The organism is Kitasatospora sp. NPDC089913, assembly GCF_044748625.1.
GTDB lineage: Bacteria > Actinomycetota > Actinomycetes > Streptomycetales > Streptomycetaceae > Kitasatospora.
Genome location: NZ_JBIVGI010000001.1, coordinates 558,823 through 581,762, shown reverse-complemented (window position 1 = coordinate 581,762; position 22,940 = coordinate 558,823). Strand labels below are relative to the sequence as shown.

The window sequence follows — 22,940 nt, the reverse complement described above, 5'->3', positions numbered from 1 at the left end:
GGCAGGCGCCAGGGACCGCGGTGGCCCGGCGACGCTGACGGGGTGCGGCTCGGTACGACCCGGCGAATGCGGCGCCGGGCTACCTGGACCGGATCAGACCACCAGAGGGCGGTCCGTCGGCCGGATCGGTGCGGGCAGCGGGGTCTTGCCGCCCAAGTAGGTGTCGACCGCCGCGGCGGCCGAGCGGCCCTCCGCGATGGCCCAGACGATCAGCGACTGGCCACGGCCGGCATCGCCGCAGACGTAGACGCCATCGACATTGGTGGCGAACTTCGCGTCCCGGGACACATTACCGCGTGCGTCGAGGTCCACGCCCAGCTGCTCGACCAGACCGTTGCGGACGTCCGTGCCGGTGAAGCCCATCGCCAGGGTGACCAGCTGCGCCGGGATCGCCCGCTCGCTGCCCGGCACCTGCTCGAACTTCCCGTCCTTGAACTCCACCTCGACCAGGTGCAGCTCCTGGACGTTGCCGTCCTCGTCGCCACTGAAGTGGGTGGTGGAGACGGAGTAGATCCGCTCGCCGCCCTCCTCGTGCGCGGAGGTGACCTTGTAGGTCATCGGCATGGTCGGCCACGGCTGGCCGGCCGGCCGCTCCTCGCCCGGCCGCGGCATGATCTCCAGCTGGGTGACCGAGAGCGCCCCCTGCCGGTGGGCGGTGCCGACGCAGTCCGCGCCGGTGTCGCCGCCGCCGATGACCACGACGTGCTTGCCCTTGGCGCTGATCGGCGGCTCGACGAAGTCGCCCTCCTGCACCTTGTTGGCCAGCGGCAGGTACTCCATCGCCTGGTGGACGCCCTTGAGCTCGCGCCCGGGCACCGGCAGGTCACGGGCGGTGGTGGCGCCGGCGGCCACGACGACCGCGTCGAAGCGCTCGCGAAGCTGCTGCCCGGTGATGTCCTCGCCCACGTGCACGCCGGTGCGGAACCGGGTGCCCTCCGCGCGCATCTGCTCGACGCGGCGGTTGATGTGGCGCTTCTCCATCTTGAACTCGGGGATGCCGTAGCGCAGCAGTCCGCCGATCCGGTCGGCCCGCTCGTACACCACGACGGTGTGCCCGGCCCGGGTGAGCTGCTGGGCGGCGGCCAGCCCGGCCGGGCCGGAGCCGACCACGGCGACCGTCTTGCCGGACAGCCGCTCCGGCACCTGCGGGGTGACCCCGCCGCGGTCCCAGGCCTTGTCGATGATGGTGACCTCGACGTTCTTGATGGTCACCGCGTCCTGGTTGATGCCGAGCACGCAGGCCGACTCGCAGGGCGCCGGGCAGAGCCGCCCGGTGAACTCCGGGAAGTTGTTGGTCGCGTGCAGCCGCTCGATCGCGCCGGACCAGTCGTCCCGGTAGGCGAGGTCGTTCCACTCGGGGATGAGGTTCCCGAGCGGGCAGCCGTTGTGGCAGAACGGGATGCCGCAGTCCATGCAGCGGCCGGCCTGCTTGGTGATGATCGGCAGCAGGCTGCGCTCGACGTAGACCTCGTTCCAGTCCCGGATGCGCACGTCCACGGGACGCCGCTCGGCGAGCTGCTTGGGCGTGGTCAGGAAGCCCTTGGGGTCAGCCATGTGCCGCCTCCATCATCTTGCGAGTGGTCTCGGCCTCGGAGAGGCCATCGCGCTCAGCGGCGTCCTTGGCGGCGAGCACTGCCTTGTAGTCGGTCGGCATGATCGTGGAGAAGCGGGAGACCCCGCTGCCCCAGTCCGCCAGGAGTTCGGCCGCGACGGTGGAGCCGGTCTCCTCGTAGTGCTGCTGCACGGTCTCGCGCAGCCATTCGCGGTCGGCCGCGCCGGGGGCCTCGATGCCCACCATGCCGCTGTTGACGTTCGCCGGGCGCAGGTCCAGCACGTAGGCGACGCCGCCGGACATGCCGGCCGCCAGGTTGCGTCCGGTCTCGCCGAGGATGACGACCCGGCCGCCGGTCATGTACTCCAGGCCGTGGTCGCCCACGCCCTCGACGACCAGGGTGGCACCCGAGTTGCGGACGGCGAACCGCTCGCCGGCCTTGCCGCGCAGGTGGATCCGGCCGCTGGTGGCGCCGTAGCCGATGGTGTTGCCGGCGATGACGTGGTTCTGCGCGTCGTTGCCGATGGCCGCCGCGTCGCGGGCCGGGCGGACCACGAGCACGCCGCCGGACAGGCCCTTGCCGACGTAGTCGTTGGCGTCGCCCTCCAGCCGCAGCGTCACGCCGCGCGGCACGAAGGCGCCGAAGGACTGGCCGGCCGAACCGGTGAAGGTGACGTCGATGGTGCCCTCGGGCAGGCCCTCGCCGCGGTACCGCTTGGTCACGTGGTGGCCGAGCATGGTGCCGACGGTCCGGTTGACGTTGCGGATCGGCAGCTGGATGCGGACGGCGTCGCCGTTCTCCAGGGCGTCCTGGGCCAGGTCGATCAGCTGGTTGTCCAGGGCCTTGTCCAGCGCGTGGTCCTGCGTGGTGGTGCGGTGCAGCGCCGCGCCCTCGGGCAGCTCCGGGACGTGGAACAGCGGGGCCAGGTCGAGCCCGGCGGCCTTCCAGTGGTCGACCGCGGCCTCGGCGTCGATGTGCTCGGCGTGGCCGACGGCCTCCTCGATCGAGCGGAAGCCCAGGCCGGCCAGGATCTCCCGGACCTCCTCGGCGATGAACTCGAAGAAGTTGACCACGAACTCCGGCTTGCCGGAGAAGCGCTCGCGCAGCACCGGGTTCTGGGTGGCGACGCCGACCGGGCAGGTGTCCAGGTGGCAGACGCGCATCATGATGCAGCCGGAGACCACCAGCGGGGCGGTCGCGAAGCCGAACTCCTCGGCGCCCAGCAGCGCGGCGATCACCACGTCGCGGCCGGTCTTCAGCTGGCCGTCGGTCTGCACCACGATCCGGTCGCGCAGGCCGTTCAGCAGCAGGGTCTGCTGGGTCTCGGCGAGGCCGAGCTCCCAGGGGCCGCCCGCGTGCTTGAGCGAGGTCAGCGGCGAGGCGCCGGTGCCGCCGTCGTGGCCGGAGACCAGCACGACGTCCGCGTGCGCCTTGGAGACGCCGGCCGCGACCGTGCCGACGCCGACCTCGGAGACCAGCTTCACGTGGATGCGGGCCTCGGGGTTGGCGTTCTTGAGGTCGTGGATCAGCTGCGCCAGGTCCTCGATCGAGTAGATGTCGTGGTGCGGCGGCGGCGAGATCAGACCGACACCCGGGGTGGAGTGCCGGGTCTTGGCGACCCACGGGTAGACCTTGTGACCGGGCAGCTGGCCGCCCTCGCCGGGCTTGGCGCCCTGGGCCATCTTGATCTGGATGTCGTCGGCGTTGACCAGGTACTCGGAGGTGACGCCGAAGCGGCCGGAGGCGACCTGCTTGATCGCCGAGCGGCGCTCCGGGTCGTACAGGCGGTCCGGGTCCTCCCCGCCCTCACCGGTGTTGGACTTGGCGCCGAGCCGGTTCATCGCGATCGCCAGCGTCTCGTGCGCCTCGAGCGAGATCGAGCCGTACGACATGGCGCCGGTGGAGAACCGCTTGACGATCTCGGAGACCGGCTCGACCTCCTCGAGCGGCACCGGGGTGCGGCCGAGCCCGTCGAGCTTGAACAGGCCGCGCAGCGTCATCAGCCGCTCGGACTGCTCGTTCACCCGGTCCGTGTACTGCTTGAAGATGTCGTACCGGCGGTTGCGGGTGGAGTGCTGCAGCCGGAAGACGGTGTCCGGGTCGAACAGGTGCGGTTCGCCCTCGCGGCGCCACTGGTACTCGCCGCCGATCTCCAGGGCGCGGTGCGCGGCCGGGATGCCGGAGGCCGGGTACGCCTTGGCGTGCCGGGCGGCGGTCTCCCGGGCGACCTCGTCCAGGCCGATGCCGCCGAGCTTGCTGGTGGTGCCGGCGAAGTAGGCGTCGACCAGCTCCTGGGCGAGGCCGATGGCCTCGAAGACCTGCGCGCCGCGGTAGGAGGCGACGGTGGAGATGCCCATCTTGGACATCACCTTGAGCACGCCCTTGCCGAGCGCCTTGATCAGGTTCTTGATCGCCTTGTCGGCCTCGACACCGGTCAGGAAGGTGCCCTGGGCGACGAGGTCCTCGACCGACTCCATGGCCAGGTACGGGTTGACCGCGCCGGCGCCGTAGCCGATCAGCAGCGCGACGTGGTGCACCTCGCGCACGTCGCCGGCCTCGACCAGCAGCGACACCCGGGTGCGCTGCTTGGTGCGGATCAGGTGGTGGTGGATCGCGGAGGTGAGCAGCAGCGAGGGGATCGGGGCGTGCTCGGCGTCGGAGTGCCGGTCGGAGAGCACGATGATCCGGGCGCCGTCGGCGATCGCCGCGTCCGCCTCGCTGGCGATGGCGGCGAGCCGGGCGGCCAGGCCTTCGCCGCCGGTGGCGACCCGGTACAGGCCGGACAGGGTGACGGCCTTGAGGCCGGGCTGGTCGCCGTCCGCGTTGATGTGGACCAGCTTGGCCAGCTCGTCGTTGTCGATCACCGGGAAGGTGATGCCGACCGAGCGGCAGGAGGCGGCCTCGGCTGCCAGCAGGTTGCCCTCGGGGCCGAGGTTGGACAGCAGCGAGGTGACGAGCTCCTCGCGGATGGCGTCCAGCGGCGGGTTGGTGACCTGCGCGAAGAGCTGCACGAAGTAGTCGAACAGCAGTCGCGGCTTCTCGCTCAGCGCGGCGATCGGCGAGTCGGTGCCCATCGAGCCGAGCGCCTCGGCGCCGGTCTTCGCCATCGGGGCCAGGACGACCCGCAGCTCCTCCTCGGTGTAGCCGAAGGTCTGCTGGCGGCGGGTGACGGAGGCGTGGGTGTGCGCGATGTGCTCGCGCTCGGGGAGCCTGGCGAGCTCGATCTGCCCGCCCTCGACCCACTCCGCGTAGGGGTGCTCGGCGGCCAGCGCCGACTTGATCTCCTCGTCCTCGACGATCCGGTGCTCGGCGGTGTCGACGAGGAACATCCGGCCGGGCTGCAGCCGGCCCTTCTTGACCACCCGGGTCTGCTCGATGTCGAGCACGCCGACCTCGGAGGAGAGGACGACCAGGCCGTCCTCGGTGATCCAGTAGCGGGCGGGGCGCAGGCCGTTGCGGTCCAGCACGGCGCCGATCTGCGTGCCGTCGGTGAAGGTGACGCAGGCCGGGCCGTCCCAGGGCTCCATCAGGTTGGAGTGGTACTGGTAGAAGGCGCGGCGGGCCGGGTCCATCGTGACGTGGTTCTCCCACGCCTCGGGGATCATCATCAGCACCGCGTGCGGCAGCGAACGGCCGCCGAGGTGGAGCAGCTCCAGGACCTCGTCGAAGGAGGCCGAGTCGGAGTGGTCCGGGGTGCAGACCGGGAAGATCCGCTCCAGGCCCTGGCCGTTGCGGTTGGCGGGGATCAGGTCGGTGGCGAGCTGGGACTCCCGGGCGGTCATCCAGTTCCGGTTGCCCTTGACCGTGTTGATCTCGCCGTTGTGCGCGACGAAGCGGTACGGGTGGGCGAGCGGCCAGCTCGGGAAGGTGTTGGTGGAGAACCGCGAGTGCACCAGGCCGAGCGCGGAGGCGTAGAGCCGGTCCGACAGGTCGGGGAAGAAGGGCTCCAGCTGGCCGGTGGTCAGCATGCCCTTGTAGACGATGGTGCGCGCGGACAGCGACGGGAAGTAGACCCCGGCCTCGCGCTCGGAGCGCTTGCGGACCACGAAGGCGATCCGGTCGAGCTCGATGCCGCTCAGGTCCGCGGCGCCGAGGAACAGCTGGCGGAACCGGGGCATGACGCCGCGGGCGGTGGCGCCCAGCAGGTCCGGAGTGACCGGGACGTCGCGCCAGCCGAGGACGGTCAGGTCCTCCTCGGCCGCGATGGCCTCGATCCGCGCGACGGCGGCGGCGTCCTGGTCGTCGGCGTCGGGCAGGAAGGCGATGCCGACCGCGTAGGAGCCGGCGGCCGGGAGGTCGAAGTCGACCTTGGCGCGCAGGAAGGCGTCGGGGATCTGGGTGAGGATGCCGGCGCCGTCACCGGAGTCCGGCTCGGCGCCGGTGGCGCCGCGGTGCTCCAGGTTGCGCAGCACGGTCAGTGCCTGCTCGACGACGGTGTGGTCGGCGATGCCGGTCAGCGTGGCGACGAATCCGACGCCACAGGCGTCGTGCTCGTTCCGCGGGTCGTACAGGCCCTGAGCAGCAGGTCGCGCATCCGGAACGAGCGCGTACGGCGGGCGGGCGGCGCCGGCCTGGGGCTCGTTGGCGGAGTGCATGGATGCAGACAGCATCGGCTCTCCCGTCGTCGTCTTTGGAGGCTGGTGCAGTAGGGACGACGTTGGCCCTGATGCGATTTCGTGCAAGTTACATGATGCCGAACATCCCGGGAAGCGGGATACCTCGTCCACATCGCGGGACGGATCCGCAGGTCACGGGTGCTGCGGGAGGGCGTGCCGCGCCGCACGCCCTGACGATTGTGCCCGGCCGTCGACCGCCTGAAACAGGGGCGACATCCGCCCGCCACGGGTGTTGGCCAAGGGCGCCTGCGAATCCATTCCCACACTCGATCGGCAGATGCGATTCCTCGGCCCGATCGGCTCGAATACTGAGACAAGCCAGGCGGAGCCGGAGCTTCATGTGCGCAATGTCACCCAGGGGAATGCATAACCATGCAACAGCACAGCGTGCCGTCCTCCCACCGACCGGCCCCGCTCCCCCCGACCCCGCTCCCCCGGCCCCGCCGCCGCTCCCGCCCCCGACCGGGCCCGACCCGACTCCGCCCCCGGTCCCGGCCCGGCCCTCCGGCGCGCTCCTCCGCAGGTCCCTGCCGGGACTTTGCAAAGTCCCGGCAGACTTTGCAAAGTGCACTTTGCAAAGTGCGGCACTAGCCGATCTGCCCGCCGATCAGCCACCCCAGCAGATACGTCACCCCGGCGGCCGCACCACCCAGCACCAGCTGCCGCAGCCCGCTGAACCACCAGCTGCGCGCGGTCACCCGTGCCACCACCGCGCCGCAGGCGAACAGCCCGGCCGCGGAGAGCAGCAGCGCCGGCACCAGCGAGGTCGCCCCCAGCAGGTACGGCAGCAGCGGGAGCAGCGCGCCCACCGCGAAGCAGACGAAGGAGGATCCGGCCGCCACCCACGGCGAGGGCAGGTCGTTGGGGTCGACGCCCAGCTCCTCCCGGGCGTGCACCTCCAGCGTCCGGTCCGGGTCGGCGGACAGCTGCCGGGCCACCTCGTGGGCGAGCTCCGGCTCCACCCCGCGGTCGACGTACACCTGGGCCAGCTCGGCCAGCTCACCGTGCGGGTTGCGGCTCAGCTCCAGCCGCTCCGCCTCGATCTCGGCCTGCACCAGCTCCCGCTGGGAGGCCACCGAGGTGTACTCCCCCGCGGCCATCGAGCAGGCGCCGGCCGCCAGCCCGGCCAGGCCGGTGAGCACCACCGTGCTGCTGGGAACGGCGCCGCCGACGACGCCGGTCATCAGGGCGAAGTTGGAGACCAGCCCGTCCATCGCACCGAACACCGCCGGTCGCAGCCAGCCGCCGTTGACGTCCCGGTGGTGCCCCGCCGCGGGTATCCGCGGGTGCTGCCCGGCCTCGTGCTCCAGGATGGTCGCGGTCACGACTCTTCCCCCTCCGTCCATTGGTCCGATCGCCTTACTTATCGACCGTAGCCCTCTTGACCTGGGCATTTCCAGCAAAGTAAGGCTGTCCGAACATGACGGCGGCCGCCCTCCGCACCGGGTGCGGAAGGCGGCCACGGGCCTGGATCGGCGCAGCTCAGGCCGGGTTCCTGGCGTCCTTCTCCAACTTGTCGAGCTTCTCGGCGAGGGCGCCCTGGGCCGTCCCGCCCGACTTTCCGTCGGACTTTCCGTCGGACTTTTCCCCGGGCTTCCCGTCGGGCCGCACGTCGGACCTCTCGTCCGCCTTGCCGCCCGGCTCGCCGGCGGTCGGGTCGGCCGAAGCCCCCGCCGCTCCCGGTGCCCGCTCGTCCGCCTCGGCCATCGGGTCGATGCTCGCCGGGTCCTCCCGGCCGGGGTGCTTCTTGCCGACGATCACGAAGTACGCGACGGCGCCGAGGAAGACGAGGATCGCCACCCAGTCGTTCAGCCGCAGGCCGAGGATGTGGTGCGCGTCGTCGATCCGCAGCCACTCGATCCAGAACCGGCCGACCGTGTACGTGGCCACGTACAGCGCGAAGACCCGGCCGTGGCCCAGGGTGAACCGCTTGTCCGCCCAGATCACCAGCAGCGCGACACCCACGCACCAGAGCGACTCGTAGAGGAAGGTCGGGTGGTAGATCCCGGTGACCGTCTCCCCGCTCGGCAGCTTCTTGTCGATCTCCAGGCCCCACGGCAGCGTGGTCTCCCGGCCGTAGAGCTCCTGGTTGAACCAGTTGCCCCAACGGCCCAGCGCCTGGGCGAGCGCGATGCCGGGGGCGATCGCGTCGGCGTAGGCGGGCAGCGGCACGCCCCGGCGGCGGGCTCCGATCCAGGCGCCGACCGCGCCCAGCGCGATCGCGCCCCAGATACCGAGGCCGCCCTCCCAGATCTTGAAGGCGTTCCAGGGGTTCTTGCCCTCGGCGAAGTACAGCTGGTGGTCGGTGATCACGTGGTAGAGCCGGCCGCCGACCAGGCCGAACGGCACAGCCCAGACGGCGATGTCGCCGACCGTGTGCTTGCCACCACCGCGGGCGACCCAGCGCTTGCTGCCGAGCCAGACGGCCACGACGACACCGAGGATGATGCAGAAGGCGTAGGCGCGCAGCGGGACCGGTCCGATGTACAGGACACCCCGCGACGGGCTGGGAATGTAGGCGATATCCATGGCAGCTCCGACGCTACAGGGTCGACGGCCCGCCCAGGACACCCCGGCGGGTCACAGTCGGTGCACAGATCGGCGCGCGGCCCGGCCACGGAACCGCCGCCCCCTCCGGCGGGAAGGGGACGGCGGCGGTGTGCGGGCCCGCGGGCCGGGGTCAGCCCGCCTTCGGCGAGGGGTTGTTGCTCTCCGAGGCGGTGCTGGTGGGGGCGGGCGACTGTCCGTGGGTGCCAGGGGTGCCCAGCGTCTTGCCCTGGTTGGCGGCGTCGACCCACTTCACCAGGTTCTCCGGGGTGATCTCCTCGTTGTTGTACTTCGGGTAGATCGGCTGCCCGTTGAGCAGCACGGTGGGCGTGGACTTGTAGCTCGACTTGTCGAAGTCCTGCTGGACCGCCGACACCCATCCGCTGTACGTGGAGTTGTTGACGCAGGCCTCGAAGGCGGGGGTGTCGAGGCCGTTGACCTGCTTGCCGAGGCTGATCAGGGTCGCCTTGTCGCCGAAGGCGTCGCTGGTCTCGTCCGGCTGGTTGCGGTAGAGCACGTCGTGGTAGTCGCGGAAGTGCCCGGCGTCCTGGGCGCAGGCCAGCGCGTTGGCGCCGTAGCGGGAGCCCTTGCCCGGCACCGCCCGGTCGATGAACGAGACGATGTGGTAGTTGGTGTAGATCTTGCCCGCGTCCTCGAGCTGGCTGATGGTGGGCGAGAACTCCCGCTCGAAGGTGCCGCAGGCGGGGCAGCGCGGGTCCTCGTAGACGGTGAGGACGGCGGGCGAGTTGTCCGAGCCGACCGGGATCACCAGGTTCTTGTCCCCGATCGTTCCGGCCGGGGCGGCGGTGGGGGTCTCCGGCTTGGAGCGCTGGTCCTGCACCACCACGCCGGTGACCACGGCGGCGGCGATCACCGCGAGCGCCACCCCGCCGATGATCAGCTTCTTCTTCTTCCGGCCGCGGGCCTCGTCCGCGGCCCGGTCCGCCAGCATCCGCTCGCGGGCGGTGCGCTTGCCTTCTCGGTTCTTCTCGCTCATCAGCCTTGGACATTCCAGATTCGGGGGCGGGGGTGGTGCGGTGGGAGGAGGACGGGGCGCTCAGCGCGCCAGCCAGCCGTCCACCGAGAACTTGGTGCGGGGCCACCGGAGCAGCCAGGCGGCCAGCAGCAGGAACCCGGTGTCGCGCAGGATCTCCTGCAGGTACTCGGTCTGCGAGGAGTCGACCGCCCCGCCGCCGCCGAAGCATCCGCAGTCGATCGAGATGCCGCGTGCCCAGGCGGAGGCGATCCCAGCGACGAAGGCCAGCAGCAGCCCCGCCGAGAGTGCCGCGACCAGGCGGGTGCCCAGACCGACCACCAGCAGCAGCGCGAGCGCCAGCTCCAGGAAGGGCAGTCCGTGGCCGACCGGTTTGACCAGGGCCTCGGGCAGGATCTCGTACGCGCGCACCGCCTGGGCGGCCTCCGCCGGGTCGGCGATCTTCGCCAGCCCCGCCCAGCCCCAGACCACGGCCAGGCCCAACCGGGCCGCCGTGCCGATCCACTCCGTCACCGGCCCGGCCATCCGGACAACCCCCTCGGGAAACACCGTCACGCCCTATGAACCGCCGACGGTGACGCCGGGTTCCTCCGGTTTCGCGACTTAAGCCGAAAGAGTGAACATTGGTAGTGGTTGACCGGCTTTCACCCTAACGAGCGACCGGGTCGCAGCCGGGCGGCCACCCGAGCTCGTACCGGTCGACCGGGTACCTCGCGGGCTCGTACCGGCTGTCGCCGAGGAGGGCCGGCCGCCCCTGCGGATCCGAGCGCCCGGCCCGCGCCACCGCCTCCATCCGGACCGCCTCGGCGCACACGTAGGCGTCCCGCTCGGCCCGCTCCACCCCCCGTTTGGCCAGGGCCGGGACGACCGCCGCCTGCGCCCCGAGCGCGGCGCCGAGGGCCAGCGCGGCCGCGGCCGCCCGTAGCAGCACGGCTCGCTGAAGACCGGGCATCGGCCGACCCCTTCCGCTCGCTCCCGCGCCCCGGGGGCACGTGGTTCGTGCACTCGTCCCTCCACTCAACGCCGGTCAACCCCCGCTGATGCGCGCGCCCCGCACTGTTCACCCGTTCGGGTCCGGCCGGCCGCCCGCACCCGGGGGAACGCCGACGGCCCGCCACCTCCGGGGAGGTGACGGGCCGTCGGACCGTGGTGCTACTTCCGGCGGACGCCCTGCGCCAGCTCGCCGGCCAGCTCGCGGACCGCCGTCAGCGCGGCCCCCTCGTCCCCGTCCGCGTCCAGGATCCGCTGGACGAAGGCCGAGCCGACGATGACGCCGTCCGCGAACCCGGCGACCTGCGCCGCCTGCTCGCGGGTCGACACCCCGAGGCCGACGCAGACCGGCAGCTCGGTGGTGGCCCTGGTGCGGGCGACCAGGTCCTCGGCGAGGTCGCCGACCTGCGCCCGGCTGCCGGTCACGCCCATCACCGCGGCCGCGTACACGAAACCGCTGCCGGCCGCGGTGACCTCCGCGAGGCGGCCGTCCTTGCTGCTCGGCGCGACCACGAACACGGTGTCCAGACCGTGCTCCTCGGCCGCCTTGCGCCACTCCACGGACTCCTCCACCGGCAGGTCCGGCAGGATGCAGCCCGCCCCGCCGGCCGCGGCCAGGTCGGCGGCGAACCGCGCGACGCCGTACCGGTCCACCGGGTTCCAGTAGGTCATGACCAGCACCGCCGCGGCGGGGTGCGCCGCGGCCACCTCCCGGACGGTGCGCAGCACGTCCTTGATCCGCACCCCGCCCCGCAGCGCGATGTCGTCCGCGGTCTGGATGGTCGGGCCGTCCAGCACCGGGTCCGAGTGCGGCAGGCCGATCTCGACGATGTCGCAGCCGCCCTCGACCAGGGCGCCGGTGGCGCGGATGCCGCCGTCCACGGACGGGAAGCCGGCCGGCAGGTAGCCGATCAGCGCGGCGCGGCCCTCCGCCTTGGCGGCGGCCAGAATGCCACTGAGCTTGGAAGCCATGGTCACTTACCCCCGTGGGCGGAGCCGGCGCCCGGCTCGTCGTAGAGGCCGAAGTACTCGGCGGCGGTGTGCATGTCCTTGTCGCCGCGCCCGGAGAGCGAGACCAGGATCGTGGCCTCCGGCCCGAGTTCGCGGCCCAGCTCCAGGGCGCCGGCGAGCGCGTGCGCGCTCTCGATGGCCGGGATGATGCCCTCGGTGCGGGACAGCAGCCGCAGCGCCTGCATGGCGGCGTCGTCGGTGACCGGGCGGTACTCGGCCCGGCCGGTGTCCTTCAGCCAGGCGTGCTCCGGGCCGACGCCCGGGTAGTCGAGGCCGGCCGAGATCGAGTGCGACTCGATGGTCTGGCCGTCCTCGTCCTGCAGCACGTACGTCCGGGAGCCGTGCAGCACCCCCGGGTCGCCCTTGGTGAGGGTGGCGGCGTGCCTGGGCGTCTCGGCGCCCTCGCCGGCCGCCTCGCAGCCGATCAGCCGCACCCCGGCGTCCGGGATGAACTCGTGGAAGATGCCCATCGCGTTGGAGCCGCCGCCGACGCAGGCCACCACCGCGTCGGGGAGCCGGCCGGTGCGGTCCAGCACCTGCCGGCGCGCCTCGACCCCGATGACCCGGTGGAAGTCCCGGACCATCATCGGGAACGGGTGCGGACCGGCCACGGTGCCGAACAGGTAGTGGGTGGAGTCGACGTTGGCGACCCAGTCGCGGAACGCCTCGTTGATGGCGTCCTTGAGCGTTCGGCTGCCGGAGGTCACCGAGACCACCTCGGCGCCCAGCATCCGCATCCGGGCGACGTTGAGCGCCTGGCGCCGGGTGTCGACCTCGCCCATGTAGATGGTGCAGTCGAAGCCGAACAGGGCGCAGGCGGTGGCGGTGGCCACGCCGTGCTGGCCGGCGCCGGTCTCGGCGATGATCCGGGTCTTGCCCATCCGCCTGGTGAGCAGGGCCTGCCCCAGGACGTTGTTGATCTTGTGCGAGCCGGTGTGGTTGAGGTCCTCGCGCTTGAGCAGGATCCGCGCGCCGCCGGCCTCGGCGGAGAACCGCCGCACATCGGTCAGCGGGCTGGGGCGGCCGGTGTAGTCCTTGAGCAGCGCGTCGAGCTCGGCGGCGAAGGCCGGGTCGGCCTTGGCCTTCTCGTACTCCTCGGCGACCTGCTCCACGGCGGCGACGAGCGCCTCCGGGATGAAGCGGCCGCCGTACGCGCCGAAGTAGCCGCGCGCGTCCGGCACCTCGGCGCCGGGCAGGTAGTCCTTCTCGGACTTTTCGGACATGGTGAAGTCCCTCGGGATGATGTCGGCGCACGATCGCCGACGGATGACGTGACGTCTGATGGCCGTGGTCAGCCGGACGTCGGACGCCATCGCCTCCCCGGTACCTGTCCGGGCTCGCAGCCGATGACGTACCGCACCCGCCGCCCCAGCACCCGGCGCGCGGGCGCGCGGCAGCCGCGCGGGCGGCAGCCGGGGGCGAGACGAGTGGCGATCTTCATGGCGGCGGGATCAGTCCTTGTGCCGGATCGCCGGGTGGGCGCCGGCCGCGACCAGGTCGGCCACGGCGGCCCGCGGGTCCTTGCCGGTCACCAGGGACTCGCCGACCAGGACCGCGTCCGCGCCCAGGTTGGCGTAGGAGATCACGTCCAGCGGACCGCGCACCCCGGACTCGGCGATCTTGACGATGCCGTCCGGGATCGCGTGCACGACGTTGCCGAAGGTGTTGCGGTCCACCTCGAGGGTCTTGAGGTTGCGGGCGTTGACACCGATGATCCGCGCCCCGGCGTCCACCGCGCGCTTGATCTCCTCCTCGTCGTGCACCTCCACCAGCGGGGTGAGGCCGATCGACTCGGCGCGCTCGATCAGCGACACCAGGGCCGGCTGCTCGAGGGCCGCGACGATCAGCAGCGCGAGGTCGGCGCCGTGCGCGCGGGCCTCCCACAGCTGGTAGGCGGTGACGATGAAGTCCTTGCGGAGCAGCGGGGTGTCCACGGCGGCGCGGACGGCGTCCAGGTCCGCCAGCGAGCCGCCGAAGCGGCGCTGCTCGGTCAGGACGCTGATCGCGGCGGCACCGCCGGCCGCGTAGTCGGTCGCCAGGGAGGCCGGGTCGGCGATCGTGGCCAGCGCGCCCTTGGACGGGCTGGAGCGCTTGACCTCGCAGATCACCCGGATGCCGTCACCGCGCAGCGCGGCCACGCCGTCCTTGGCGTCCGGGGCCTTGGCGGCGAGCTCCTTGAGCTCGTCCAGCGAGACCCGGGCCTGCCGCTCGGCGAGGTCCTCGCGGACCCCTTCGACGATCGAGTCGAGCACACTCACTCGGGCGCCCCCATCATGATTTGCCGGTACTACTGGCGAGGAGCCGGTGGCCAATGGGCCTCCGGCCCTTCGATGGTATCGGCACGGGGGGGCGCACAGCGCATCCGCCCGGCGCGCGTCTCGTGGTGCGGACACCGTTCGGGGGCTCCGGCCTGCGTCTTCACCCCGCCGCCACCCCTCCCGGCCGTTCCGCCGGACACACCGGGCCGGTGCGCGCCGCCCCCCGGCACGGACCGGGCGGAGCCGGGAACGGACCGGGGGGAGCCTGGCTCAGAGCGGCCGGAGCCGGGCACGGACCGGGCGGAGCCGGGCTCAGAGCGCCGGCGGGGCCAGACCGGCGCCGACCGGAAGATTGCGAACCACCGTGAAGACCAGCACGAACAGCGCCACCAGCACCCAGCGCCGGGCCCCGAGCGCGAGCCGGGGTCCGGGCAGTCCGCGCAGCGCCGCCCAGAGCCAGCGCGCCCAGAGCACCGCCAGCACCACGAACAGCAGCACCGCCACCGCGTTGTCGTGCAGGGCGCCGTTGAAGTCCCCGTGGGTCAGCGCGTGCACACAGCGCAGCCCGCCACAGCCCGGGCACCACCAGCCGGTGGCCGCCAGGAAGGGACAGTCCGGGTAGTGCCCGGGGTTGTTCGGGTCCACCGCGGCGATGTACCCGGCGGGGACGGCCACGGCGACCGCGGCGGTCAGCGGCGGAACCAGCCGGCGGGGGCCGGACGGCCGGGCGGCGGCGGTGGGAGCGGGGGCGGCGTTCACGCCCATGATTGTGCCCCTCCCGGCGGCCCGGTGGGAGAAACGAAACGGCGGGCCTGCCGCCCGCCGTTCACGTGGGGAGGTGCGACCGGGTCAGGCCGTGCCGGCGGCCAGCGCCGCCTGCTCCTCCGGGGTGTAGGTGTAGGCGCTGGGCTGCGCGCCCATGCCCGCCATCGCCATGGCCTTGCCGACCACGCCGCCCAGCACCACGACCGCCAGGCCGCCCCAGACCAGCAGCACCGACGGCAGGATCATCGCGACACCCGCGATGGCGAAGCCGATGAAGGAGATCGTCACGCCGGTCCAGGCGGCGACGGTGTGGCCGCTGGCAGCCTTCGTTCCTGCAGACATCTGATGGTGCTCCTACGCTCTCGGGGCCCCGGCCGGGCCTGCGGGCCCCTGGCGGGTTGACGTCTCCATTGTGCCGGGCCGCACACCGGCGGCCCAAAGCGGGTGGCGGGTCTATCGCGTCACAGTGCGACCGGGCCCGGCGGGCTCAGCGCGCGGTCGGGTCCTCGCCCCGGTCCAGCGCCTTCCACAGGTCCGCCGGGGTCTGGTCCGCCGGATTCCGGGCCGCCGCCCGCCGGACCGGCGCCCGGCCGGTCGGCGCCTCGTAGCGGCTGCCCATGGCCGGCCAGCCGCGCCCGAACCGGACGGTCAGGAACCCGGCCAGCGCCAGCAGCAGCCCGCCCAGCAGCGCCACCCACGGCCAGGCGGTGTGCCCGACCCCGGTCGCGGCGGAACCGGTCAGCGCCAGCTTGCGGGCCGCCTCCCCGTCCAGCGCGGCGGTGTCCCCGGCGCCCGCGGCCGCGGCCGCCGCGGCGCCCAGCCCGGCCAGTACCGTCAGCGCCCCGACCACGAGCCGGCCCGCGCCGCGCACCGCGAACACCGCGACCGCCGCCGCCAGCGCCACCAGGGCCAGCCCGGCGGGCAGTTCGGAGATCTTCCCGCCGGTGACGGACACCTCCAGGGTGCCGGCCAGGCCCTCGGCCCAGACCCGCCCGGCGGCGGTCAGCACCAGCACCGCGCCCAGCACGGTGAGCAGCAGCATCACCCCGAGCGTGCGCCGCCCGGCCCGTGCGGCGGGCGCGGCGGGCGCGGGTGCGGGGGCGGCGGCGGGTTCGGCGGACACGGCGTCGGTACGGGCTTCAGCGGTCACCGGACCAGTGTCCCCCGCCCTCACCCCGCCGCCGCACCCGGGGTCGGCGGCTCGACCGGGAAGTCGCCCGTCTCCAGCACCAGCGTCCGCTCCCCCAGCGGCAGGAAGAGATCGTTCCCGAACGGCACCCGCTCCGCCTCCCGGTAAGCCCCGGTCCGGGACGGCGCGCTGTACACCGTGCTGAATCCCTCCGCCGGATCGATGACCACGTGGACCGGGATCCCGCACTCGGCGTACGCCTTGACCTTCTTGACGTAGTCGTTGGTCTCGCCGGAGGGGGAGACGACCTCCAGCACCGCCTCCACGTCGTGCCACTCGAACCGCCGCCTGCTGTTCCGCTCGGCACCCGGCGCGATCACCGCCATGTCGGGGGCGTAGCCGAACAGCGTCGACGGGAAGTCGATCATGACATCCGACAGGATGCGTCCCTTGCCCGAGAGCTGCTTCTTGATCTGCGTCGAAGCGCTGAGGATCACCTCCCACTGGTTCTCCCCCTGGGGGGTCATGATGATCCTTCCGTCCGTGATCTCGACCCGGTACCCCTCCGGAAGGTTCACACCTTCAAGAACGTCCCAAGCACTCGCCGTGGTCATCGCGGTCATCCCGGCCGCCTCCCTCAGCAGCTCGACGTGTCGCCGCTCTCACGATAGTGGTGCGCGCAGCGTATTCGCGGTGGCGACCGCCCGCAGGACGGCGGCGGCCTTGTTGCGGCATTCGGTGTCCTCGCCGTGCGGGTCGGAGTCGGCCACCACCCCGGCACCGGCCTGGACGTAGGCCGTGCCGTCGCGCAGCACCGCGGTGCGGATCGCGATCGCGGTGTCCGAGTCCCCCGCGAAGTCCAGGTAACCGACGCAGCCGCCGTACAGGCCGCGGCGGGTGGGCTCCAGTTCCTCGATGATCCGCATCGCCCGCGGCTTCGGCGCGCCGGAGAGCGTGCCGGCCGGGAAGCACGCGGTGAGGACGTCGAAGGCGGTGCGCCCCTCGGCGACCTTCCCGGTCACCGTGGAGACGATGTGCATGACGTGGCTGTAGCGCTCGATCTGCATGAAGTCGACCACCTCGACGCTGCCCGGCTCGCAGACCCGTCCGAGGTCGTTGCGGCCGAGGTCCACCAGCATCAGGTGCTCGGCCCGCTCCTTGGGGTCGGCGAGGAGTTCGGCGGCCAGCCCGGCGTCCTCGTGCGGGGTGGCGCCGCGGTGCCGGGTGCCGGCGATCGGGTGCAGCATCGCCTCGCCGTCGGTGACCTTGACCAGCGCCTCCGGGCTGGAGCCGACCACGTCGAAGCCGCCCTCCGCGCTCCCGTCCGGGCCGGGGAAGCGGAACAGGTACATGTAGGGGCTGGGGTTGGTGGTGCGCAGCACCCGGTAGACGTCCAGCGCGGAGGCCGGGCAGGGCGCCTCGAACCGCTGCGAGGGCACCACCTGGAACGCCTCGCCGGCCCGGATCCGCTCCTTGATCTCCTCCACCGCGGCCCGGTAGGGCGCCCCGCCGAACGGCGAGCGGACCTCGCCCGGGCCGGTCGGGGTGAAGGTGGCCAGGCCCGGGTCGACCGGCTTCAGCAGGTCGGCCTCCATCCGGTCGAGCCGGGCAACGGCGTCCGCGTAGGCCTCGTCCACCCCGCTCTCGAGGTCGTTGTGGTTGACGGCGTTGGCGATCAGCAGCACGGTGCCGTCGACGTGGTCGAGCACGGCGAGGTCGGTGGCGAGCAGCAGGGTGAGCTCGGGCAGCCGCAGGTCGTCCGGACTGAGGTCGGGAAGCTTCTCCAGGCGCCGCACCACGTCGTAGCCGAGGTAGCCGACCAGGCCGCCGGTGAGCGGCGGCAGGCCGTCGTCGGGGTGGCGCGGGGTGTGCAGGGTCCGCAGTGCGGCGCGCAGCACCTCGAGCGGGTCGCCGGTGGTGGGGATGCCGACCGGCGGGGCGCCGAGCCAGCGGGCGTCGCCGTCCGGGCCGACGGTCAGGGTGGCGGCGCTGCGGACCCCGACGAAGGAGTAGCGCGACCAGCTGCGGCCCTGTTCGGCGGACTCCAGCAGGAAGGTGCCGGGGCGCTCGGCGGCGAGGCCGCGGTAGAGGCCGATCGGGGTGAGGCCGTCCGCGAGGAGCCTGCGGGTGACCGGGATGACCCGGGTGTCGACGGCGAGCTTGCGGAAGGCTTCGAGGTCCATGCGGGGCGGCACCTTACGGGGAGGAGCGGGGCGGGCGGTTCAGCCGAGCGGGAGCACGTCGGCGTCGAAGCAGGTGCGGTCGCCGGTGTGGCAGGCCGCGCCGGTCTGGTCGACCTTGACCAGCAGGGTGTCGCCGTCGCAGTCCAGTGCGACGGACTTGACCAGCTGGACGTGGCCGGAGGTGTCGCCCTTCACCCAGTACTCGTGGCGGCTGCGGCTCCAGTAGGTGCAGCGGCCGGTGGTGAGGGTGCGGTGCAGCGCCTCGTCGTCCATCCAGCCCAGCATCAGCACCTCGCCGGTGTCGTACTGCTGCGCGACGGCGGGGAGCAGTCCGTCCGCGGTCCGCTTGAGCCGGGCGGCGATCTCGGGGGCCAGGGCGGTGGAGCCGGGAGCGGCGGGTGTGGTGGACATGGGGCCATTGTGACAGCCCGGTCCGGGCGCGAGGGCCGCCGTCCGGATCGCGGCCGCGCCCATGGGCGCAGGTGGGGGCGGGGGCGCGGGGTGCGGCGCGCGGCCGGGAGGACCATCCGATCGAACGAGTTGTGCCAACCGCCTGCCGGGTGCCCCCGCTCTGCGCCATTCTCGTGGTCATGACCTCCGAGCAGCACTCCGCCGGGCCCGCCGAGCCGTCCGGCCGCGACCGGTCCGACGCCGAGCGGCCCGGCGAGCGGTCCGACGAGCTGCCGGGCGGCGACGCCCGGGCCTCCCGGGGCCTGCGGGTCGGTGTCGCCGCGGTGCTGGTGCTGCTGCTCGCGGTGGTCGCCACGGTCCTGCTCTGGCCGGGGGACGACCCGGCCCCCGCGCCGCCCCCGCCCTCCCCCACCGCGACGCAGACACCCACCCCGACACCCACGCCCACCCCCACGCCGACCCCGACGCCGACGCCGACCAAGGCGGTCCCGTACGCCTTCTTCACCGTCGGCACCTGCCTGGACCACCCGCAGCTGAGCCGGACCGTCACCAAGCCGGAGGCCCGCCCCTGCGAGGGCAGGCACGACGGGGAGGCGATCGCCGACCAGCTGCTGCCGGACGGGCTGACCGGCGACTACCAGGTCGCCAACGCGATGCGGGACGGCTGCAAGGAGGCCCAGGCCGCCGCCGCGGCCCGGCAGGACGGCGGCGGGCCGTACTACAGCTACCCGGTGGGCCCGAGCTACGCCTTCTACCAGCAGGGCTGGCGCGACTACACCTGCATCCTGACGGCGGGAAACCGGCCGGACACCGGCAAGCTCACCGGGCACCTGCGCTGACTCCCCGTCGGCACTCGTAGGGTGGTCCGCATGTCTAACCACGCTCTCGCCGAGCGCCACCGTCTGGCCGAACTGCTGGCCGCCGCCGGGCCGGACGCGCCCACCCTCTGCGACGGGTGGTCCACCCGGGACCTCGCCGCCCACCTGGTCCTCCGCGAGCGGCGGCCGGACGCCGCCGCCGGTATCCGGATCGGCCCGCTGGCCGGCTGGACCCAGCGGGTGCAGGAGTCCTACGCCGAGCGGCCCTACGAGGAGCTGGTCCGGATGTTCCGCGCCGGTCCGCCCCCGTTCTCGCTGTTCTCGCTGCCCGGCGCGGACGAGGCGGGCAACACCGTCGAGTACTACGTGCACGCCGAGGACGTCGCCCGGGCCGGTGACGGCCCGGCGCCGACGGCGGTGCCGGCCGGCCGGGCCGAGGCGCTCTGGCGCCGGCTGTCGCTGCCCGCCCGGATGGAGGCGGGCCGCCGCTCCCCGGTGCGGCTGGAGCTGTGCCACCCCGACGGCCGGACCCTGGCCGTCGGCCCGGCCGGACCGGCGACGGTGCGGATCACCGGCGAGCCGGGCGAGCTGGTGCTGCTGGCCTTCGGCCGGGGCGCCCGCGCCCGGGTCGAGGTGGACGGCCCGCACGACGCCGTCGAGGCCCTGCGGCACGCCCTCCCGCTCCCCGAGCGCGACTAGGGGTTACGGCCCGTCGGTCCCCGCCCCGGCTGCGGATGTCGGTGGCGGGGTGCAGACTCGCAGGGGGCCGGGAGGGGCGCCGCCGGGCCGCGGTGGCGGCTGTCCGGCCCCTGCCCGTCGTTACCGTCTCCGTCGAAGGGACGCGACACCATGCTCACCACCGACTTCCCGGCCGGCTCCCCCTGCTGGGTCGACCTCGGCAGCCCCGACCCGGCCGCCGCCGCCGCGTTCTACGGGGCGGTGTTCGGCTGGACCTTCCGGTCGGCCGGCCCGGAGGCCGGCGACTACGGCTTCCTCCAGCTGGACGGCCGGACGGTCGCCGCCGTCGGCCCGCTCACCGAGGAGGGCGCGCGCTCCGCCTGGACGACGTACTTCCGCACCCCGGACGCGGAGGCCGCCGGCGCGGCCGTCGAGCGGGCCGGCGGCACCGTCCGGGTCCCGGCCTTCGACGTGATGGACGCCGGGCGGATGGCCCAGCTGACCGACCCCCAGGGCGCGCAGTTCGCGGTCTGGCAGCCGGGCGCCGTCACCGGCCTGGACGCCGTGTCCGAGGACGGCGCGCTGATCTGGATCGAGCTGCACACCGGCTCCGTCGACGCCGGCTTCGGCTTCTACCGCACGGTGTTCGGCTGGCGCGAGGAGGACTTCCCGGCGCCCGGCATGACGTACAAGGTGATCTCCCCGGCCGAGGGGGACCTGCGGGCCACCACCTTCGGCGGCATCGCCCCGGTGATGGCCGACTCCGGGCCGCCGGCCTGGACGCCGTACTTCGGCTCCTCCGACGTGGACGCGGTGGTCGCCCGGGCCACCGCCGCCGGGGCGAGCGTGCTGATGGGCCCGGAGAGCGTGCCGGACGTCGGCCGGCTCGCGTGGCTGGCCGACCCGTTCGGTGCCCCGTTCGCCCTGATCAAGGGCGAACCGCCGAAGGACGCCTGACCGGCGACCCACCGGCGCGGCCCGGCCCCGGCGTGCGACCGCCCCGACGCGCGACCGGGCGGTCGCACGCCGGGGCGGGGGCCGGCGCCGGGCCGAACGGTCAGCGGACCGGGTGCCCGGCCTCCCGCAGCGCGCCCTTGACCTCGCCGATCCGCAGGTCCCCGAAGTGGAAGACGCTGGCGGCGAGCACCGCGTCCGCGCCGGCCTCCACCGCGGGGGCGAAGTCGGCGAGCTTCCCGGCCCCGCCGGAGGCGATCACCGGGACGGAGACGGCCGCGCGGACGGCCCGGATCAGCTCCAGGTCGTAGCCGTCCTTGGTGCCGTCGGCGTCCATCGAGTTGAGCAGGATCTCGCCGGCGCCCAGCTCGGCGGCCCGCCCGGCCCACTCGACGGCGTCCAGACCGGTGCCCTTGCGGCCGCCGTGGGTGGTGACCTCGAAGCCGGACGCGGTCTCGGCGCCCTCGGCGCAGCGGCGGGCGTCCACCGACAGCACCAGCACCTGGCGGCCGAACCGCCGGGCGATCTCGCGGACCAGCTCGGGGCGGGCGATGGCCGCGGTGTTGACGCCGACCTTGTCGGCGCCGGCCCGCAGCAGCTTGTCCACGTCCTCGACGGCGCGGACGCCGCCGCCGACGGTGAGCGGGATGAACACCTGCTCGGCGGTGCGGCGGACCACGTCGTAGGTGGTCTCGCGGTCGCCGGAGGACGCGGTGATGTCGAGGAAGGTCAGCTCGTCGGCGCCCTCGGCGTCGTAGAGCCTGGCCATCTCGACCGGGTCCCCGGCGTCCCGCAGGTTCTGGAAGTTGACGCCCTTGACCACGCGGCCGGCGTCGACGTCCAGACAGGGGATGACACGTACTGCGAGGGTCACGGCTGCTTGCCTTCCAGAGCTTCCAGGGTGGCGGCGAGTCCGGCGCGGTGGGCGTCGAGTTCGACCTCGACGAGCAGCCGCGAGTCGACCAGGCTCTGCACCACCACGAGGGTGGTGACCGGGCGCACGGCCCCGAAGAGCTCCTGGTGGGCGCGGCCCGCCGCGTCGATGTCACGGGAGTGGGTGAGGTACACCCGGGTGCGGACCACGTCGTCCGCCGTCAGACCGTACGCGGCCAGGGCCTCCAGCGCGTTGCCGACGGCGGCCCGCAGCTGCTCGTAGGGGTCGCCCTCGCCCTGCAGCACGCCGTCCACCAGCGGCCTGGCGCCGGCCACGTGGACGTGGTCCCCGGCGGCGATCGCCTGGGCCGCGCCGAGGCGTTCCTCCCAGGGGGAGAACCCGCCGACCCGGCCGCCCACGATCCGACGCTCCGTCATCCCGAAACCGCCTCCAACGCCTCTCCGAGGGTGAACTTCTGCTCGTAGAGTGCCTTGCCGACGATCGCGCCCTCGACTCCCTCGCCGACCAGGCCGGCGATCGCGACCAGGTCGTCCAGCGAGGAGACGCCGCCGGAGGCGACCACCGGGCGGTCGGTGGCGGCGCACACGTCGCGCAGCAGCTGGAGGTTGGGGCCGGTCAGGGTGCCGTCCCGGTTGACGTCCGTGACCACGTAGCGGGCGCAGCCCTCGGCGTCCAGGCGGGCCAGCACCTCGAAGAGCTGGCCGCCCTCGCTGGTCCAGCCCCGGCCGCGCAGGGTGGTGCCGACCACGTCCAGGCCGACGGCGATCCGGTCGCCGTGCTCGGCGATGACCTTGGCGACCCAGTCGGGGCTCTCCAGGGCGGCGGTGCCGAGGTTGACCCGGGTGCAGCCGGTGGCGAGGGCGGCGGCCAGCGAGGCGTCGTCGCGGATGCCGCCGGACAGCTCGACCTTGATGTCGAGGGTCTCGGTGATGCCGCGGACCAGCTCGCGGTTGGAGCCGGTGCCGAAGGCGGCGTCGAGGTCGACCAGGTGCAGCCACTCGGCGCCGGCGCTCTGCCAGGCGAGGGCGGCGGCGAGCGGCTCGCCGAAGGAGGTCTCGGTGCCGGAGGCGCCCTTGACCAGGCGGACGGCCTGCCCGTCCCGGACGTCGACGGCGGGCAGCAGTTCGAGGCGGCTCAT

23 protein-coding genes are annotated in these 22,940 nt (G+C 73.3%); 3 read left to right on the top strand and 20 right to left on the bottom strand.

The features are described 5' to 3' along the window. Positions 1–93: 93 nt before the first annotated feature. The 17 genes from ACIPYS_RS02600 to hisI form a co-directional block, all read right to left on the bottom strand. The gene (locus tag ACIPYS_RS02600) at positions 94–1,554 is read right to left on the bottom strand and encodes a glutamate synthase subunit beta (RefSeq protein ID WP_093862414.1); all 1,461 of its coding nucleotides are present in this window, start codon (positions 1,552–1,554) and stop codon (positions 94–96) included. Continuing rightward, positions 1,547–6,148 carry a glutamate synthase large subunit gene (gene gltB, locus ACIPYS_RS02595; RefSeq protein ID WP_400742841.1) on the bottom strand — a complete coding sequence of 1,534 codons (4,602 nt, stop codon included), beginning with the start codon at positions 6,146–6,148 and terminating at the stop codon, positions 1,547–1,549. The genes ACIPYS_RS02600 and gltB overlap by 8 nt, the downstream gene beginning before the upstream one ends. A 608-nt stretch (positions 6,149–6,756) precedes the next feature. Continuing rightward, positions 6,757–7,515: a VIT1/CCC1 transporter family protein gene (locus ACIPYS_RS02590; RefSeq protein ID WP_093862412.1), complete on the bottom strand. Its 759-nt coding sequence runs from the start codon at positions 7,513–7,515 to the stop codon at positions 6,757–6,759. 136 nt (positions 7,516–7,651) lie between these two features. Continuing rightward, positions 7,652–8,698 carry a prolipoprotein diacylglyceryl transferase gene (gene lgt, locus ACIPYS_RS02585; protein ID WP_400742137.1) on the bottom strand — a complete coding sequence of 349 codons (1,047 nt, stop codon included), beginning with the start codon at positions 8,696–8,698 and terminating at the stop codon, positions 7,652–7,654. A gap of 151 nt (positions 8,699–8,849) precedes the next feature. Next, a complete protein-coding gene (locus tag ACIPYS_RS02580; protein WP_093862410.1) occupies positions 8,850–9,713 on the bottom strand; it encodes a thioredoxin domain-containing protein in 864 nt (287 codons plus the stop codon). 60 nt (positions 9,714–9,773) lie between these two features. Further along, positions 9,774–10,235, bottom strand: a complete 462-nt coding sequence (locus ACIPYS_RS02575) for a MauE/DoxX family redox-associated membrane protein (RefSeq protein ID WP_093862409.1) — start codon at positions 10,233–10,235, stop codon at positions 9,774–9,776. A 124-nt stretch (positions 10,236–10,359) separates the two neighbouring features. Further along, on the bottom strand, positions 10,360–10,662 hold the full coding sequence (locus ACIPYS_RS02570; RefSeq protein WP_159425012.1) for a hypothetical protein: 303 nt from the start codon (positions 10,660–10,662) through the stop codon (positions 10,360–10,362). A gap of 200 nt (positions 10,663–10,862) precedes the next feature. Continuing rightward, a complete protein-coding gene (gene trpA / locus ACIPYS_RS02565) occupies positions 10,863–11,672 on the bottom strand; it encodes a tryptophan synthase subunit alpha (RefSeq protein ID WP_400742132.1) in 810 nt (269 codons plus the stop codon). A gap of 2 nt (positions 11,673–11,674) precedes the next feature. Then, the gene (gene trpB / locus ACIPYS_RS02560; RefSeq protein ID WP_093865183.1) at positions 11,675–12,934 is read right to left on the bottom strand and encodes a tryptophan synthase subunit beta; all 1,260 of its coding nucleotides are present in this window, start codon (positions 12,932–12,934) and stop codon (positions 11,675–11,677) included. Between the two features lie 68 nt (positions 12,935–13,002). Beyond that, complete coding sequence (trpM, locus tag ACIPYS_RS02555) at positions 13,003–13,152, bottom strand: tryptophan biosynthesis modulator TrpM (RefSeq protein WP_380605817.1); 150 nt, start codon at positions 13,150–13,152, stop codon at positions 13,003–13,005. A gap of 10 nt (positions 13,153–13,162) precedes the next feature. Beyond that, on the bottom strand, positions 13,163–13,969 hold the full coding sequence (gene trpC / locus ACIPYS_RS02550) for an indole-3-glycerol phosphate synthase TrpC (RefSeq protein WP_030391399.1): 807 nt from the start codon (positions 13,967–13,969) through the stop codon (positions 13,163–13,165). 312 nt (positions 13,970–14,281) lie between these two features. Continuing rightward, the gene (locus ACIPYS_RS02545; protein ID WP_093862406.1) at positions 14,282–14,734 is read right to left on the bottom strand and encodes a DUF2752 domain-containing protein; all 453 of its coding nucleotides are present in this window, start codon (positions 14,732–14,734) and stop codon (positions 14,282–14,284) included. Positions 14,735–14,818: 84 nt separating this feature from the next. After that, entirely contained in the window at positions 14,819–15,076 is a 258-nt protein-coding gene (locus tag ACIPYS_RS02540; RefSeq protein ID WP_093862405.1) for an HGxxPAAW family protein, read from the bottom strand. A 145-nt stretch (positions 15,077–15,221) separates the two neighbouring features. After that, positions 15,222–15,884, bottom strand: a complete 663-nt coding sequence (locus ACIPYS_RS02535) for a TIGR02234 family membrane protein (RefSeq protein ID WP_286158586.1) — start codon at positions 15,882–15,884, stop codon at positions 15,222–15,224. 20 nt (positions 15,885–15,904) lie between these two features. Beyond that, positions 15,905–16,477, bottom strand: coding sequence for a Uma2 family endonuclease (locus tag ACIPYS_RS02530; protein WP_400742838.1), 573 nt, complete (start codon positions 16,475–16,477; stop codon positions 15,905–15,907). Between the two features lie 48 nt (positions 16,478–16,525). Next, entirely contained in the window at positions 16,526–18,046 is a 1,521-nt protein-coding gene (locus ACIPYS_RS02525) for an anthranilate synthase component I (RefSeq protein WP_400742124.1), read from the bottom strand. 39 nt (positions 18,047–18,085) lie between these two features. After that, positions 18,086–18,457, bottom strand: coding sequence for a phosphoribosyl-AMP cyclohydrolase (gene hisI / locus ACIPYS_RS02520; protein WP_045938149.1), 372 nt, complete (start codon positions 18,455–18,457; stop codon positions 18,086–18,088). A gap of 179 nt (positions 18,458–18,636) precedes the next feature. Here hisI and ACIPYS_RS02515 point away from each other — a divergent pair, with 179 nt between their 5' ends. From ACIPYS_RS02515 to ACIPYS_RS02505, 3 genes are all read left to right on the top strand, one after another. Next, on the top strand, positions 18,637–19,296 hold the full coding sequence (locus ACIPYS_RS02515) for a hypothetical protein (RefSeq protein ID WP_400742120.1): 660 nt from the start codon (positions 18,637–18,639) through the stop codon (positions 19,294–19,296). 30 nt (positions 19,297–19,326) lie between these two features. After that, positions 19,327–19,974: a TIGR03085 family metal-binding protein gene (locus ACIPYS_RS02510; RefSeq protein ID WP_093862401.1), complete on the top strand. Its 648-nt coding sequence runs from the start codon at positions 19,327–19,329 to the stop codon at positions 19,972–19,974. A gap of 150 nt (positions 19,975–20,124) precedes the next feature. Beyond that, positions 20,125–20,910, top strand: coding sequence for a VOC family protein (locus ACIPYS_RS02505; protein ID WP_400742116.1), 786 nt, complete (start codon positions 20,125–20,127; stop codon positions 20,908–20,910). 100 nt (positions 20,911–21,010) lie between these two features. On the opposite strand, the gene hisF is transcribed toward ACIPYS_RS02505, so the two are convergent. Genes hisF through priA form a run of 3 tightly spaced genes read right to left on the bottom strand, consistent with a single transcriptional unit; the run spans position 21,011 to position 22,940 of the window. Beyond that, complete coding sequence (hisF, locus tag ACIPYS_RS02500; RefSeq protein WP_093862399.1) at positions 21,011–21,781, bottom strand: imidazole glycerol phosphate synthase subunit HisF; 771 nt, start codon at positions 21,779–21,781, stop codon at positions 21,011–21,013. Continuing rightward, the gene (locus ACIPYS_RS02495) at positions 21,778–22,218 is read right to left on the bottom strand and encodes a Rid family hydrolase (RefSeq protein ID WP_093862398.1); all 441 of its coding nucleotides are present in this window, start codon (positions 22,216–22,218) and stop codon (positions 21,778–21,780) included. The genes hisF and ACIPYS_RS02495 overlap by 4 nt, the downstream gene beginning before the upstream one ends. After that, a complete protein-coding gene (gene priA / locus ACIPYS_RS02490) occupies positions 22,215–22,940 on the bottom strand; it encodes a bifunctional 1-(5-phosphoribosyl)-5-((5-phosphoribosylamino)methylideneamino)imidazole-4-carboxamide isomerase/phosphoribosylanthranilate isomerase PriA (RefSeq protein ID WP_045938181.1) in 726 nt (241 codons plus the stop codon). The genes ACIPYS_RS02495 and priA overlap by 4 nt, the downstream gene beginning before the upstream one ends.